This is a genomic window from Megasphaera sp. AM44-1BH (assembly GCF_003467125.1).
GTDB lineage: Bacteria > Bacillota > Negativicutes > Veillonellales > Megasphaeraceae > Megasphaera.
Genome location: NZ_QSFA01000001.1, coordinates 81,101 through 96,909, shown reverse-complemented (window position 1 = coordinate 96,909; position 15,809 = coordinate 81,101). Strand labels below are relative to the sequence as shown.

At 52.2% G+C, this 15,809-nt stretch carries 14 protein-coding genes; all 14 read left to right on the top strand.

Annotated elements, in window-relative coordinates:
• Positions 1 to 4: 4 nt before the first annotated feature.
• The 14 genes from plsX (at position 5) to DW949_RS00350 (ending at position 15,714) form a co-directional block, all read left to right on the top strand.
• Positions 5 to 1,030, top strand: a complete 1,026-nt coding sequence (gene plsX / locus DW949_RS00415) for a phosphate acyltransferase PlsX (protein ID WP_118021315.1) — start codon at positions 5 to 7, stop codon at positions 1,028 to 1,030.
• Positions 1,014 to 2,006, top strand: a complete 993-nt coding sequence (locus tag DW949_RS00410) for a beta-ketoacyl-ACP synthase III (RefSeq protein WP_118021314.1) — start codon at positions 1,014 to 1,016, stop codon at positions 2,004 to 2,006. Before plsX ends, DW949_RS00410 begins: the two co-directional genes overlap by 17 nt.
• A gap of 21 nt (positions 2,007 to 2,027) precedes the next feature.
• Positions 2,028 to 2,969, top strand: coding sequence for an ACP S-malonyltransferase (gene fabD, locus DW949_RS00405; protein WP_118021313.1), 942 nt, complete (start codon positions 2,028 to 2,030; stop codon positions 2,967 to 2,969).
• 1 nt (position 2,970) lies between these two features.
• Positions 2,971 to 3,714 carry a 3-oxoacyl-[acyl-carrier-protein] reductase gene (fabG, locus tag DW949_RS00400; RefSeq protein WP_118021312.1) on the top strand — a complete coding sequence of 248 codons (744 nt, stop codon included), beginning with the start codon at positions 2,971 to 2,973 and terminating at the stop codon, positions 3,712 to 3,714.
• 39 nt (positions 3,715 to 3,753) lie between these two features.
• Positions 3,754 to 3,999 carry an acyl carrier protein gene (locus tag DW949_RS00395; protein WP_059076793.1) on the top strand — a complete coding sequence of 82 codons (246 nt, stop codon included), beginning with the start codon at positions 3,754 to 3,756 and terminating at the stop codon, positions 3,997 to 3,999.
• A gap of 73 nt (positions 4,000 to 4,072) precedes the next feature.
• Positions 4,073 to 5,029: a nitronate monooxygenase family protein gene (locus DW949_RS00390; protein ID WP_199595657.1), complete on the top strand. Its 957-nt coding sequence runs from the start codon at positions 4,073 to 4,075 to the stop codon at positions 5,027 to 5,029.
• 31 nt (positions 5,030 to 5,060) lie between these two features.
• Entirely contained in the window at positions 5,061 to 6,314 is a 1,254-nt protein-coding gene (gene fabF / locus DW949_RS00385) for a beta-ketoacyl-ACP synthase II (protein WP_118021310.1), read from the top strand.
• 14 nt (positions 6,315 to 6,328) lie between these two features.
• Positions 6,329 to 7,042, top strand: coding sequence for a ribonuclease III (rnc, locus tag DW949_RS00380; RefSeq protein ID WP_118021309.1), 714 nt, complete (start codon positions 6,329 to 6,331; stop codon positions 7,040 to 7,042).
• Positions 7,043 to 7,085: 43 nt separating this feature from the next.
• Positions 7,086 to 8,180 carry an elongator complex protein 3 gene (locus DW949_RS00375; protein WP_233539440.1) on the top strand — a complete coding sequence of 365 codons (1,095 nt, stop codon included), beginning with the start codon at positions 7,086 to 7,088 and terminating at the stop codon, positions 8,178 to 8,180.
• A 277-nt stretch (positions 8,181 to 8,457) separates the two neighbouring features.
• Positions 8,458 to 9,795 (top strand): MFS transporter, encoded by a 1,338-nt coding sequence (locus DW949_RS00370; protein WP_118021308.1) that lies wholly within the window; start codon positions 8,458 to 8,460, stop codon positions 9,793 to 9,795.
• Positions 9,796 to 10,301: 506 nt separating this feature from the next.
• Complete coding sequence (locus tag DW949_RS00365) at positions 10,302 to 11,636, top strand: MFS transporter (protein ID WP_118021625.1); 1,335 nt, start codon at positions 10,302 to 10,304, stop codon at positions 11,634 to 11,636.
• A 105-nt stretch (positions 11,637 to 11,741) separates the two neighbouring features.
• On the top strand, positions 11,742 to 13,148 hold the full coding sequence (locus DW949_RS00360) for an FAD-binding oxidoreductase (RefSeq protein WP_118021307.1): 1,407 nt from the start codon (positions 11,742 to 11,744) through the stop codon (positions 13,146 to 13,148).
• Between the two features lie 152 nt (positions 13,149 to 13,300).
• Positions 13,301 to 14,074: an IclR family transcriptional regulator gene (locus tag DW949_RS00355; RefSeq protein ID WP_118021306.1), complete on the top strand. Its 774-nt coding sequence runs from the start codon at positions 13,301 to 13,303 to the stop codon at positions 14,072 to 14,074.
• A 188-nt stretch (positions 14,075 to 14,262) separates the two neighbouring features.
• A complete protein-coding gene (locus DW949_RS00350; RefSeq protein WP_118021305.1) occupies positions 14,263 to 15,714 on the top strand; it encodes a 4-hydroxyphenylacetate 3-hydroxylase family protein in 1,452 nt (483 codons plus the stop codon).
• The last annotated feature ends 95 nt before the right edge of the window (positions 15,715 to 15,809 follow it).

Below are 15,809 nucleotides of genomic sequence, written 5' to 3'. Positions count from 1 at the left end.
AGTAATGAAAATAGCTGTAGACGCTATGGGTGGGGATTATGCACCAGAAGAAATCGTTCTGGGAGCCATCCACGCCGTAAGCGAATATAAATTTGATGTCGTACTCGTCGGTGATGAACAGAAGATACGCAATGTACTCAGGCAGTACGATGCAAAAGAAAGCGACCGCCTGTCCATTGTCCATGCCAGCGAAGTCATCGAAATGGGGGAACATCCCGTCCAGGCTGTCCGTAAGAAGAAGGATGCCTCTATTGTCGTGGCGACACGGCTCGTACGGGATGGCCAGTGTGATGCCGTCGTGGCCCCGGGCAGTACGGGAGCCGCTGTCACGGCCGCCCTTCTGGGATTAGGGAGGATTGCTGGTATTGAACGGCCCTGTATCGCCACGCCGATTCCTTCGAAAAAGGGGATTACAGTGCTACTCGATTCAGGAGCCAATTCCAACAGCAAACCGAAACATCTGGTAGAAGCGGCCATCATGGGTTCTCACTATGCAAAGTATATCCTGGGCATAGATAAGCCGCAGATTGGCCTGCTGAATATCGGCGAAGAAGTGACCAAAGGCAATGAATTATGCCAGCGGACCTATCCGCTGCTGGAAAAACTGAAAACCATTTCTTTCTATGGCAATGTCGAAGGCCGCGATATTCCCAATGGGACCGTAGATGTCGTCGTCTGCGACGGCTTTGTCGGCAATGTTATCCTGAAGTTTGGTGAAAGTATGGCTATGTTTATCTACCGTCTGGTCAAACAGGCCATAAAAAATAGTGGGTTTATTGCAAAACTGGGTGCTCTGGCGATTTATCCTGCACTGAAATCGCTGAAGAAACGCCTTGATTTTACTGAATATGGAGGGGCTCCGCTTCTGGGAGTCAACGGCAGTTTTATTATCTGCCACGGCAGTTCCAAGGCAAAGGCAATTAAAAATGCTATCCGCGTTGCCGGCGAACTGGTAGAGCAGGATGTGACAGGACATATCCGCCATAGTATTGAAGAAGAAGGAGTTCAGGAATATGATAGTGAAAGCTAATCCGGCAGGGATTCTCGGCACTGGTCATTGTGTGCCCGAACAGGTTTGGACGAATACCTATTTAGAAACGTTTCTGGATACATCGGATGAATGGATCCGCAGCCGTACAGGCATCGGAGCCAGACACGTAGCCCCAAAGGGCGTCAATACGTCCGATCTGGCAACGGGAGCGGCTAAAGAAGCTATGGAAATGGCCAAGGTCAGCCCGGAAGATATCGATCTGATCATCGTATGCACGCTGACGCCCGATAAGGCACTGCCGAGCACGGCCTGCATCGTCCAGGCCAATCTGGGAGCCGTCAATGCCGCTGCCTTCGACTTGGAAGCAGCCTGCTCCGGATTTGCCTATGGGTCGATTATCGCATCCCAGATGATTGAAAACGGCATGTATGACCATATCCTGGTCATCGGTGCGGAAGTACTGACCCGGGTCATCAACTGGAAAGACCGTTCTTCCTGCGTTCTCTTTGGTGATGGCGCAGGGGCAGCCGTTATCGGCCGTGTACCTTCAGGCTATGGCATCCTCAGCGGCGCCATGGGAGCCGACGGCACAGGCGGCGATTTCCTGACTATCCGCAGCGGCATTGCCAACCCGGTCACGGATGCGCGCCGCGCTGACGGATCGGCCTATGCCGTCATGGATGGCAAGGAAGTCTATAAATTTGCTGTCAAAGCGATGCCTCACGCAGCCGAACTGGCACTAAAGAGAGCAGAACTTGAAAAAGAAGATATTGATGTCCTCGTACCACACCAGGCCAACATGCGCATCATTGAATCGGCGGCAAAACGCCTCCATGTGCCTATGGAAAAGGTATATGTCAACATCGAAAAATACGCCAATACATCAGGTGCTTCCATCCCTATCGCCCTGGACGAAGCAGTCCGCACGGGGATGGTGAAACGGGGAGACATCGTCTGCCTCGCCGGTTTTGGTGCCGGCCTTACCTGGGCCAGCGTCGTAATGAAATGGTACTAAAGAAGAATAGAGGTGACTTATTTGAAAACAGCATTTGTATTTCCCGGACAAGGTGCCCAGAAAGTGGGCATGGTCAAAGATTTATACGACAACTATCCTGTCGTAAAAGAACTGTTTGAAGAAGCCGATGATGCCCTGCATTTTTCGCTGACGAAGCTGATTTTCGAAGGTCCTGATGAAGAACTGATGAAGACCAGCAACACCCAGCCGGCCATCCTCACGGCCAGCACGGCCTGCTGCCGGGTCCTTCAGCAGGAAGGACTGACGCCGGACATCGCTGCCGGCCACAGCCTTGGGGAATACTCGGCCCTCGTAGCGGCCGGCTCCCTGAGTTTTGCCGATGCCGTCCGTACAGTACGGCTGCGCGGCCAGTTCATGCAGGAAGCCGTTCCCCTCGGAGAAGGAGCTATGGCGGCTATCCTCGGCCTCGATGAAGAAAAGATAAAAGAAATCTGTGCCCAGGTTTCGTCCCAGGGCGGCGTCGTCCAGGCTGTCAATTTCAACTGCCCGGGCCAGACCGTTATTGCAGGTTCTGCCAAAGCTGTCGAAACGGCGGCTGATGCCATGAAGGCTGCCGGAGCCCGCCGTGCCGTCATGCTCCACGTCAGCGCTCCTTTCCACAGCACTCTTATGGAACCAGCAGCCCGTCGCCTGGCGGAAGTCCTCGATACGATTACCATCCAGGACGCGCAGATTCCCGTCGTGGCCAATGTAAACGGCCAGATGGAAACGAAGGCTGCCGATATCAAGGAAGCCCTGGTCAAGCAGGCTGCCAGCCCGGTCCTCTGGATCGACTGCACGCATACGATGCAGCAGTTCGGTGCCGAAACCTTTGTAGAAGTCGGCCCTGGCAAGACCATCTGCGGCTTCAACCGCAAAATTGACCGTAAGATCCATAGTGAAAACGTAGAAGATATTCCGTCTTTGCAGAAAACACTTGAATTTTTCCAGGGGGTCAGATAAAATGCTTTTAACAGGTAAAACTGCGATCGTAACAGGCGGTTCCCGCGGCATCGGCCGCGCCGTATCCCTGCTGCTGGCCCGGGAAGGAGCCAATGTGGCCATCGTCTATGCCGGTAATACGGCAGCTGCCGAAGAAACGAAGCAGCAGGCCGAAGCCCTGGGCGCAGCCGCCGCTGTGTTCCAGTGTGACGTAGCAGACGAACAGGCCGTGACCGATATGGTCAAAGCCGTCAAGACACAGTTTGGTTCCGTGGATATTCTCGTCAATAATGCCGGCATCACCCGTGACGGACTGCTCATGCGCATGAAAGAAGCGGATTGGCAGGCCGTACTGGATACGAATCTGACCGGCGTCTATCATTGCACAAAAGCTGTTTCCAAGCTGATGATGAAACAGCGTCACGGTGCTGTCATCAATCTGTCCTCTGTCGTCGGGGAAACGGGCAATGCCGGACAGGCTAATTACGCCGCTGCCAAAGCAGGTATCATCGGCTTTACCAAAGCCGTCGCCAAAGAACTGGCATCGCGCAATATCCGCGTCAATGCCGTGGCTCCCGGATACGTAGAAACGGATATGACCGCCGGACTTCCCGATTCGGCAAAAGAAGATATGCTCCGCTCCATCCCGCTGGGCCGTCCGGCCACAGCAGATGATGTGGCACAGGCTGTCTTATTCCTTGCATCTGATCAGGCCTGCTACATTACCGGCCAGGTCCTCAACGTGGACGGCGGCATGGTAATGTAATATAATACAATTAGCACACTGAAAGGGGGTGAATCGGAAATGAGCGAAGAAGCTACTTTTGAAAAAGTAAAAAGCATCGTTGTTGAACAGTTAGGCGTTGACGAAAAAGAAGTCAAAATGGACGCTGCGTACATTGATGATTTAGGCGCTGATTCCTTGGACATTGTTGAATTGATCATGGCTTTCGAAGAAGAATTCAATATCGAAATCCCTGATGATGTGGCAGAAAAAATCAAAACTGTCAAAGATACAGTTGATTACATCGAAAAGGAAAAGAAAGCGTAAGTATGCAATAAGAGCCAGATGGGGAAAGGCACAGGTCTTTCCCCGGATGGTATCTTGAATGGAGGAAACCATAGTGAAGCTGCCAGAATTACATATAGGTAAGCTTGTAGCCAAAGTGCCAATCGTCCAGGGCGGCATGGCAATACGTTTGTCTACTGCCCGCTTAGCGGCAGCTGTTGCAAATGAAGGCGGTATTGGCCTGATTGCCATCTCCGGCATGCCATATGATGAAATACGATATGAAATCCGGTTGGCCAGAAAACTTGCGCCAACGGGGATTATTGGTATAAATGCCATGGTTGCGGCCCGTGATTTCAAGGGTATCGTAATGACGGCTATTGAAGAAGGAATCGATCTAGTAGTAGCAGGGGCTGGCTTTTCCCGGGATATGTTCGCCTGGGGCCGCGCTTCGGGTACACCGATTGTGCCAATTGTCTCCTCGGCTAAGCTAGCTAAAATATCCCAGAACCTCGGTGCTGCCGCTGTCGTCGTAGAAGGCGCAGAAGCAGGCGGGCATCTGGGAACGAACCGTTCCAGCCGGCTCATTGTGCCGGAAGTACGCGCTGCCGTAGATATTCCGGTCATCGGTGCCGGCGGCGTTCTCCATGGCAAAGACATAGCGGAAATGCTGCGTCTCGGCGCTAATGGCGTTCAGATGGGCAGCCGTTTTGCTGCCAGCGTCGAATCGAACGGTTCCGATGAATTGAAGAAAGTCTATCTCCGTGCGAATAATCCGGAAGATTTTATCCTCGTGCACAGTCCCGTAGGTCTGCCGGGGCAGGCTATCCGTACGCCATTTTCGGAACGGGTGCTCCTGGGAACGGCTCCCAAGCCGGTTACGTGCGACCACTGTCTCAGGAAGTGCAGTCACAAATACTGTATTATCCGCGCGCTCACACGGGCACAGCAGGGAGATGTCGAAACAGGTCTCGTATTTTCCGGCCGGCGCATGCAGGAAATCCACGAAATCCTGCCGGTCAAGGAAATATTTGCATATCTGAAACGGGAAATGGAAGAAATTCCCGATTAATCACGAACTTTTTATGGATGAGGTGAACACTTTGGAAAAACGTGTAGTAATTACCGGTGTAGGTGTCGTTTCCCCTGTAGGTATCGGCAAAGATGCTTTTTGGGACGCCCTCTTATCCGGCAAGAACGGTATTGGTCCGATTACACATTTTGATGCGACGGAATACGCAGCCCGTATTGCCGGTGAAGTCAAAGATTTTGATCCGGCGGACTACAACATTGACCGCAAAGAAGCACGGCATATGGACATTTCTACACAGTTTGCCGTGGCAGCAGCCAAACTGGCTATCGATGATTCCGGTGTCGATCTGGATAAGGAAGACCGGGACCGCATCGGTACTATTGTCGGTACGGGCATCGGCGGCATGGAAACACTGCATAATCTCTACAAAGGCTTATTTGCCAAGGGCCCGTCCCGGGTCAATCCCTTCGTCGTTCCCAAGATGATCGGCAATATGGCTTCCGGCCAGGTATCCATCGTATTTGGTCTCAAAGGCCACTGTGCCAGTGTCGTTACGGCCTGTGCCACAGGGACGAACTCCATCGGCGCGGCATATCGCATGATCCAGCGCGGCGAACTCGACGCAGCCGTAGCCGGCGGTACGGAAGCAGCTGTATCTCCCGGTGCCGTAGCCGGCTTTGCTGCCATGAAAGCTCTCAGCACCCGCAACGATGATCCGGCCCATGCCTCCCGCCCGTTTGATAAGGATCGCGATGGCTTCGTCATGGGCGAAGGTTCCGGTATCGTATTCCTGGAAGAACTGGAACATGCTAAAAAACGCGGCGCCCATATTTATTGTGAAATCGGCGGCTATGGCAGCAATGCTGATGCCTACCATATCACGGCTCCGGCTCCGGAAGGCATCCAGCAGTCCAAATGCATGGCCCTGGCTGTCAAAGATGCCGGCCTGACACCGGACGATGTCGATTACGTCAATGCCCACGGCACGTCCACCCATCTCAATGACCTCAACGAATCGAAGGCCATTGCCCGTCTCTTTGGCGATCATGCCAAAGACATGCTGGTCAGCTCGACGAAATCCATGACGGGACACCTCCTCGGTGCTGCTGGTGCCGTTGAAGCCATTGCCTGCGCCCTGACCATTGCAACAGGTCACGTACATCCCACTATCAACCTCATCGAACCGGAAGATGAACTGAAAGAACTCGGACTTAACTATGTACCGGGTCAGGCTGTAGATGCCGATGTGAAGGTGGCTATTTCCAATTCCTTCGGATTTGGCGGTCACAATGCTACGCTTCTGTTCAAGAAGTATGCAGAGTAAGAGATGCATTGGTAATGAAACCGGAACGAAAAGCACAACTTGAGAAATGCATTGCCATTCTGGGGCTGCCTGCCTTCCGCAACCTGCAGCTCCTCGATGCCGCATTGACTCATTCTTCCTATGCCAATGAAAATAAGAACCGTCATGTCCATTTTAACGAACGTCTGGAATTTCTCGGAGATGCTATCCTGGACCTGGTCATTGGCGAATATCTGTTCATGCATTATCCTCATATGCCCGAAGGAGAACTTTCCAAAGCCCGGGCCAGTGTAGTCAGTGAAATGCCTCTGGCCTCCGTATTCGGGTCCTATCATATAGGTGACTATATGCTCATGGGACGGGGTGAACAGCTCTCCGGCGGCCGGACGCGGACCAGCATCCTGGCGGATGCCTTCGAAGCCGTCGTCGGAGCCGTGTACATCGATCACTCCTATGGTGCTGCCCGTACGTTTATCCTTCATCACTTGAAAGGCTATCTGGAACTGGTAAAAAACGGCAATTATGGAAAAGATTATAAGACGCTGTTCCAGGAATTCGTCCAGCGCGAAGGCGAGCAGCATATCGCATATGAGCTCTGCCGTGAAGAAGGGCCCGATCACGACAAGACCTTCTACATGGAAGTCACCGTGAACGGAACCGTCCTGGGCGAAGGAAAAGGCAAGACCAAGAAAGATGCCGAACAGCATGCGGCTTATGAAGCGTTGAAAAAATTAGGTGGTATACCGTAAAATGTGGCTTTCGGGCCACATTTTTTTTATAAGGAGTAGAAGGATGGAAAACGAAACGCTGCGCACATCGATTATCCCCATTTTCATTCCCCACATCGGCTGTCCGTACCGCTGTGTCTTTTGCAACCAGTGGCGCATTACCGGCCATGCGGGAATCCCCGATGCCAGTGAAGTCCGGCATCTCATCCATACCTATACACAGGGCGTGGGGAAACGGCACTGGGAAGCCGCATTTTATGGAGGCAGTTTCACCGCTATCCCTGCGTCTTTGCAGGAAAGTTTGCTGGAACCGGCGTATGAAGCCCTTCAGGCAGGACGCATCGACGCCATCCGCTGCTCGACCCGTCCCGACTGCATCACCGGACCCATACTCAGGCGTCTGCAGCGCTATGGCATGACGACCGTCGAGCTGGGCGTACAGTCCATGGATGATAATGTGCTGGAACGGGCCAGACGGGGGCATACGGCCGCGCAGGTAATAGAAGCTACGGCACTGTTGCGCCAGTATGGCTTTACCGTTGGTCATCAGCTCATGCCGGGCCTTCCCGGGGAAGACTGGACGAGCCTTTCCCATACGACCGACGCCATATGCCGCCTGAAACCGGATATAACCCGCATCTATCCCGTAGCCGTCATTGCCGGTACGGAACTGGCAGAGAGCTGGCAGAAAGGGGAGTATCAGGCACTGACTATCCATGAGGGGGTGCGGCGTGCGGCCTATATGAAGCAGTGCTTTCTTTCCCATGGCATCCAGGTCATCCGCACGGGACTGCAGGCGACGGAAAATCTCGATGACCCGTCACAGGTACTGGCCGGGGCCTATACGCCGGCCATGGGGGAAATGGTTGATACACGGCGCTATCAACTGCAGCTCTTTGACGTGCTGGACCGTATCCTGCCTGGCTGTCAGAGGGAAGATGTCGTGATTTCCTATCACCGCCGTGATACGAGCCGGGTCCGGGGCATCCGCAATGTCACGGTCCACCGCTCACGCCTCCGATATGGCCGGGAATTTCTCTGGAACGAAGACGATGCGGTTCCCATGCATCATATCCGTGTGACGGCACGTACGGGAACCTGGCTCATCGATACGGACCGGAATCAGATTTTTCCTGATTTGCCCGATGCGGATAGATGACTGGATAGCAGAAATCCCCATAATTATATGATAAAAAATCAATATAAAAATACGAAAAAATCATTGACATTACAATTTGATAGCGCTAGAATACAAGTATAATCATTCGGTAAACAGAATTCGGTTTCATATATAGAACACAAAAGCTTTGCCCTGGAAAATATACTTAGGCTGTATCTGACTCATGGGTCCGGACCCGTCAGAGTATCAGAGGACATATATCAATTACACAGGTATAGTTGTAGCAGGTAGTTTGTCAAGGAAAGAAGGGGTAATCATGACTACAACGACACTGAACTCAAAAACAGGTCTGCTGAGTACAGAAAAGCCGACGAAAGTACGCTGGTGGGTATTCATTTCATTGTTGATCCTGACGTCGGTAAACTACGTAGACCGGGCCGTTATTTCTGTCCTCATGCCCTATATTCAGGCAGATCTGGGCTTTTCACCGCAGATGGTAGGGGTCATCCTCAGCGCATTCTTCTGGGGATATGTGCTCATGCAGATTCCCTGCGGCTGGCTCTGTGACAAATTCAAACCGGGCAGGATCATCGTCGGTACGGGCATCCTCTGGGGTGCGTTCCAGATTATTACGGGCTTTGTTACCAGCAGTACGCTGTTCATCACTATCCGGGCTCTTTTGGGCGTATCGGAAGCGCCGATTTATCCGGCCGGCGGCAAGATGCAGTCGGTCTGGCTGACTAAGGAAGAACGGGGCAAAGGGGCGGCACTCTTTGATTCCGGTTCGGCTATCGGTAATGCCATCGGAGCTCCTCTTTGTGCCGTATTCGTAGCCTTCCTCGATGGCTGGCGCGGCGCCCTCATGGCAGCCGGGGTCCTGACAATCCTCATCGTCGTAGCCTGCTATCCTATCATTGCCCATTCCCCGGAAGACAGCCCGAAATGCAACGACGCTGAACGGGAATATCTGCGCAAAGCCTTTGAAAAAGAAGATGCTGAATCTATGACGGGGCAGCAGACTGCCGGTGCCAGCAAAGGCAGTGCCATCCGCACGTATGCTTCGTCGCGCAGCTTTTGGGCACTGTGCCTGGGATTTGGTGCCTATGACTCCTTCTGGTACGGCCTCATGACCTGGGGCGCCCTCTATCTTTCGGCAACTCACGGGCTGGATATCAAAGGCCTCGGCGGTGCTATTTTCGTCATCTATGCCGTCGGCGTCGTCGGTGAATTTGCTGGCGGGCTGGTAACGGATAGGCTGCGCAATACTTTTACTAATACGAATAAAGTCATGCGCACGGAACTGGTCATCCTGGCCTTTTGCATTGCCGTCCCCATGTACTTATTATCGTCGGCGACCGATGTCTATGTGGCCGTTGCCCTCATTTCCGTATCCATGTTTTTTGAAAAATTCATCGGCTGTATCTACTGGACCCTGCCGTCTCTGTGTGCAGACCGTCAATACAGCGGTGCTGTCAGCGGCGTCATGAACATGTTCGGCAATGCCGGCGGCGCAATCGTACCGATTGTCGTAGGTATCATCGTCGGTACGACAGGCAATTACTTCTGGGCTCTCATGCTCTTTGTCGGCCTGGCACTGCTCACGGGTTTCCTGCCGGCACTCATCAATTTCAGTAAGAAAATCGGCGTGGAATAATTCAGTATCCCACAGATTCATCCTATTACAGGGCTGCATATACTTCAATGAGTTGTATATGCAGCCCTGCATTTTCATATTGTGAAAAATACGATAAATATTTTGTTATGGCAAAATATAAAAATAGCAAAGAATAACCATATGAAATCTTTATGTATTTAATTCAAAACTATAAATACATAATATCATTAATTTTTATAATAGGCGTGTGCAAATATAAAGGAAATGACTAAACAAAAATTAAAAAATGAATAAATATCATTGACAGGATAACATGTCCGTGCTAGAATACAAGCATAGAAAACGTTCCAAATAAAGAAAGGAGTTCATAAATATGAACTCCTTACAAAATATTCGTAATACAGAATCAAGTTCGAAATAAAGAACATGGCTAGCACTAACGGTGTTCCAGAGTCCGGACACGGGAACCCGTTAGAAAGATAAAGACAGATATGATGAAAGAATCTGTCATGTATAGCAATTTTAACTGTGAAAGGGGTTTTAATATGGCAACGCTTGATTCAAAGACAGGAGTTCTCGTTGAGAAGCCGACGAACGTACGTTGGCAAGTGTTTATTGCAATTTTTATTCTCTGTTCCATCAACTACGTAGACCGCGCCGTTATTTCCGTCCTCATGCCGGCTATCCAGTCGGATCTGGGCTTTTCACCGGAAATGGTCGGCGTCATCCTCAGTGCTTTTTTCTGGGGCTATGTACTTATGCAGATTCCCTGCGGCTGGCTCTGCGATAAAATCCAGCCGGGGAAAGTCATCGTCGGTACCGGTGTTTTATGGGGGATTTTCCAGATTATCACCGGCTTCATCACCAGCAGTTCACTGTTCATCGCTATCCGCGCCCTGCTCGGTATTTCCGAAGCGCCGATTTATCCGGCCGGTGGCAAATTACAGTCTGTATGGCTGACGAAAAATGAACGTGGTAAAGGTTCGGCACTCCTCGATTCCGGTTCTGCCGTAGGCAATGCTATCGGCGCTCCTCTTTGTGCCGTATTCGTAGCCTTCCTCGATGGCTGGCGCGGCGCCCTCATGGCAGCCGGGGTCCTCACCATCCTGGTCGTCCTGGCCTGCAAACCGCTCATGTCCCACACACCGGAAAACAGCCCGCGCTGCAACGAAGCCGAACGGGAATATCTCCGCAAGGCATTTGAAGAAGAAGATGCCGAATCCCTTACAGCTATGCAGGCTGAATCGGGCAACACATCTACAGGCAGCACCCTTGGCAAGTACATGACATCCCGCAGCTTCTGGAGCTTGTGCCTCGGCTTTGGTGCCTATGACTCCTTCTGGTATGGCCTCATGACCTGGGGCGCCCTGTATCTCCATGCAACACACGGCCTCGATATCAAAGGTCTTGGCTGGGCTATCTTCGTTATCTACATGGTCGGCGTCGTCGGCGAAATCGTTGGTGGTACCCTGACAGACAGATGGCGTAAAAACTCGGCAGACAGCAACAAAATCATGCGCCGTCTGTTCCCGGTCCTCGGCATCTGCATCGCCATCCCCATGTATCTCCTCTCGGCAGCAACGGATGTATACATTGCCGTAGCATTCCTTTCCGTAGCCATGTTCTTCGAAAAATGGTGCGGCTGCCTCTACTGGTCCCTGCCGGCACTGTGCACAGACCGCAAACACAGCGGTGCTGTTGGCGGCGCAATGAACATGTTTGGCAACCTCGGCGGCGCTATTGTCCCGATTGTCGTCGGCCTTATCGTCGGTGCAACGGGCAGCTATTACTGGGCACTGATGCTCTTCGTAGCACTGGCTGTCGCTCTCGGCGTCCTGCCGGCTCTCATCAACTACAACAAGAAAATCGGTATGGAATAATCCCGTATACGCAGGTACTATACAGTAAAATCTAATACGAAGAGGCATGCCGCTTTAGACAAGTACATGAAACAGCATGCCTCTTTACCACATAGGAGGACTATCATGGCTCGTTATAACAAAGTTTCGCAGGAATTACTCGATGAATTACTGGCTCTTCTGGGCAAACACAATATGACTACCGATCCGGAAAAGCTCGATGCCTATAAGACCGATGAAGAATCGAATCCCATTTACTTCCACACGCCGGAAGTCGTCGTCTTCCCGGAAACGACCGAACAGGTAGCGGCCATCATGAAGCTGGCCAATAAATACATGGTTCCGGTCACGCCCCGCGGCGGTGGCAGCAGCCTGGCCTGTGGTGCCGTCCCTGTATACCATGGCATCGTGCTCTGCCTGGAAAAGATGAATAAAATCATCGAAGTCAATAAAGATGCCCTGTACATGATTACCGAAGCCGGCGCCATCACGACGGCCGTACAGGCTGCAGCCAAAGAAGCCGGCCTCTATTATGCCGGCGATCCCAGCTCCAAAGCGTCCAGTGAAATCGGTGGCAACATCGCCACCAATGCCGGCGGCAGCCGCGTCGTCAAATACGGCACGACCCGTGACCAGGTATACTGGCTGGAAATCGTCACACCTACCGGTGAAATTACCCGCGTAGGTAAACGGCTCCAGAAGAACACGACCGGCTATGCCCTGGAAAAACTCATCTGCGGAAGTGAAGGAACTCTCGGCATCGTCACGAAAATCTGTCTGAAACTGCGTCCCATCGCACCCTTCCATTTCGACCTGGTAGGCATTTTCAAAGATGTCAACGACGCCCTGGCCGTACCGAATCAGCTGCAGAAAGCAGGCGTGCAGCCGACGGCAATCGAATTCCTCGACACCAACGCCATCCAGAGTGCCGAACGGTTCCTGAAAATGGATCTGCCGTACTCCAAAGAAAACGGCAATTACATCATCGTCACCATTGATTCCTATGATCAGGATGACCTCGATAACCGCGTTGCCACGGCCGATGAAATCTGTCAGAACAATCATGCCGCCGAAACGCTGGTTGCCGACGAACGCATCTGGAATGCCCGTTATTGCAACGGCGAAGCGGCCCGCAATGACAGCCTCGTCTTCCTGGCAGAAGATATCGTCGTACCCGTAGACAAGATTCCCGACCTCATGGCGAAACTGCCGGAAATCGAAAAGCAGTACAACATCGCAACGACGGTCGCGGCCCACATCGGCGACGGCAATATCCACGTCAATGCATTGAAGATGGATATGCCCATAGAAAAATGGAATGAAGTGATTCCCCAGTATCATGATACACTGTACAGCTTCGTCTACAGTCTGGGCGGCTGCCTTTCCGGTGAACACGGCATTGGCCTGCGGAAGTTAGCTGAAATGAAGAAATTTACGGATCCTGTCGAACTGGGCATGATGGAAGCCATCAAGAAAGCACTGGACCCGAATCTCATCCTCAATCCGGCCAAGATTTTCGATTTTGGTGACTAACGATTCCGTTTCCGCCTGTAGTGAGGCCATGTACACCTTTCCTGTTCTGGTTGTATTGCCACTCGTTATTTGACAAGAGAAAGAGAGCAATGATACAATGCCCGTAAAGGGATGTTCAAAATATGGAACATTAGGGAGAAAGAAGGTTATATATGGTTAAATCAGGCAACCGTACTATTGTACGTTCCGCTGCCCGGGCGCTGGATGTACTGGAAATCGTCGTACAGGCTGAAAAGGCCCCGACGTTCACCATGATACAGAAAGCATCGGGAATACCCAAGAGTTCCCTGTCTTATTTGATGCAGGAACTGGTGCAGAAACGCTACGTCCAGTACGATCCGGAAGTGAAAGTGTATTATCCGGGGTTGGCCCTGCTGGCTCTTTCGGCAGAGTGCATGAGTACGACGAATTTCTCCGTCGAACTGACGCGGGGCATCAAGTCGCTGCAGGAAGAGACAGGGGAGACGACCCACGCCGTCATCCGCGAAGGAAGGTTTGCCATATTCATTGGCAAACAGGCATCGGCCAAGGCGGTCAGCTCCGTTCTCAATATCGGCTTCAAACTAGGAGCTCATGCGACAGGATGTGGTCTGGTCATGCTGGCGGCCCTTCCCGATGAAGAGCTGCACCAGCTCCTCGATGGCGTGACGCTGGAACAATACACACCGTACACGATTACCGATAAAAAGCGGCTTTACCGGGAAATCCGCCGGGTACGCCGCTATGGATACGCCTTCGATGATCAGGGCAACATCCTCGGTGGCTGCTGCATTGCTGCTCCCGTGTACAACCGGGAAAAGGAAGTCGTTGCGGCTATCAGCATCAGTATCCTGGCCAGTAAGGCGACTATTTCCTATCTGCGCTTCCTGCGCCGCAAGATAAAAGAAAAAGCACAGGAAATCAGCATGCGTCTGGGGTATTTATAGTAGAAAGACATATGAGATGCAGACAGAGCGGGCTGCTGCACATAGCAGACCGTCTGCCTGCTTCAAAATGTACAAAATATGGAACAAAGTTCTTTATTAAGAATTACGGGCGTATATTCGTACAACGATTGCTTATAATATATGTATCATAAAATTTCATGATTCATTTTGTTAAGGAGGTTACACTCATGGCATTAATGACTGGTGAACAGTATATCGAAAGCATGCGTAAACTCAACCTGCAGGTATACATGTTCGGCAAAAAAATCGACAACGTCGTCGATGATCCCATCCTGCGTCCGTCCCTGAATTCGGTCCGCATGACCTACGACCTGGCCCAGATGCCGGAATACGAAGATCTCATGACTGCTACGTCGTCCCTGACCGGTGAAAAGATCAACCGTTTCACCCACATCCACCAGAGCACCCAGGACCTCATCAACAAAGTCCGGATGCAGCGTCTCCTCGGCCAGAAGACGGCGGCCTGTTTCCAGCGCTGCGTCGGCATGGATGCGTCCAACGCCGTGTTCTCCACAACCTATGAAATCGACCAGAAATACGGCACTCATTACCATGAAAACTTCAAGAAATTCCTCACCCGGGTACAGCAGAACGACTTTACCGTCGATGGCGCCATGACCGACCCGAAAGGCGACCGCGGCAAGGCTCCTCATGCCCAGGATGACCCGGATCTGTATCTCCACGTCGTCGAACGCCGTCCCGATGGTGTCGTCGTACGCGGTGCCAAAGCCCATCAGACAGGCTTCATCAACTCCCACGAAGTCATCGTCATGCCGACCATCGCCATGCGGGAAGCCGATAAGGATTACGCTATTTCCTTCTGCTGTCCGACCGATGCCGAAGGCATTTTCATGATTGTCGGCCGCCAGTCCTGCGATACGCGGAAACTGGAAGGGGCTCCCATGGATACGGGCAACCCTGAATTCGGCGGCACCGAAGCCCTGGTTATCTTCGATAACGTATTCATCCCCAATGACCAGATCTTCCTTAACGGCGAAGTAGAATTTGCCGGCATGATGGTCGAACGCTTTGCCGGGTATCACCGTCAGTCCTATGGCGGCTGCAAAGTCGGCGTAGGCGACGTCCTCATCGGAGCCGCTGCTCTGGCAGCCGATTACAACGGCTGTGCCAAGGCATCGCACATCAAAGACAAGATCATCGAAATGCAGCACCTGAACGAAACACTCTTCGGTTGCGGCATTGCCTGCTCGGCCCTGGGCAAACCGACGAAATCGGGCAACTACCTCATCGACCTGCTGCTGGCCAACGTGTGCAAGCAGAACGTCACCCGGTTCCCCTATGAAATTGTCCGCCTGGCCGAAGATATCGCCGGCGGCCTGGTTGTGACGGCACCGTCGGAAATCGACCTGCGGGATCCGAAAATCGGGCCCTATGTCGATAAATACCTCAAAGGCGTATCGTCCGTATCGACGGAAAACCGCCTGAAAGTCCTGCGCCTCATTGAAAACCTCTGCCTGGGCACGGCAGCCGTCGGCTACCGGACAGAATCCATGCACGGTGCTGGCAGCCCGCAGGCTCAGCGCATCATGATTGCCCGTCAGGGTAACCTGGAAATGAAGAAAGAACTGGCTAAGAAGATTGCCCATATTGAAGAATAATCTCTGAGCCATAGCAATTGCTCCGCATAGGGGTATAAATAAAGAGTCCCATGATAGCTCCGGCTGTCATGGGACTCTCTGTTTATAGGTATTTC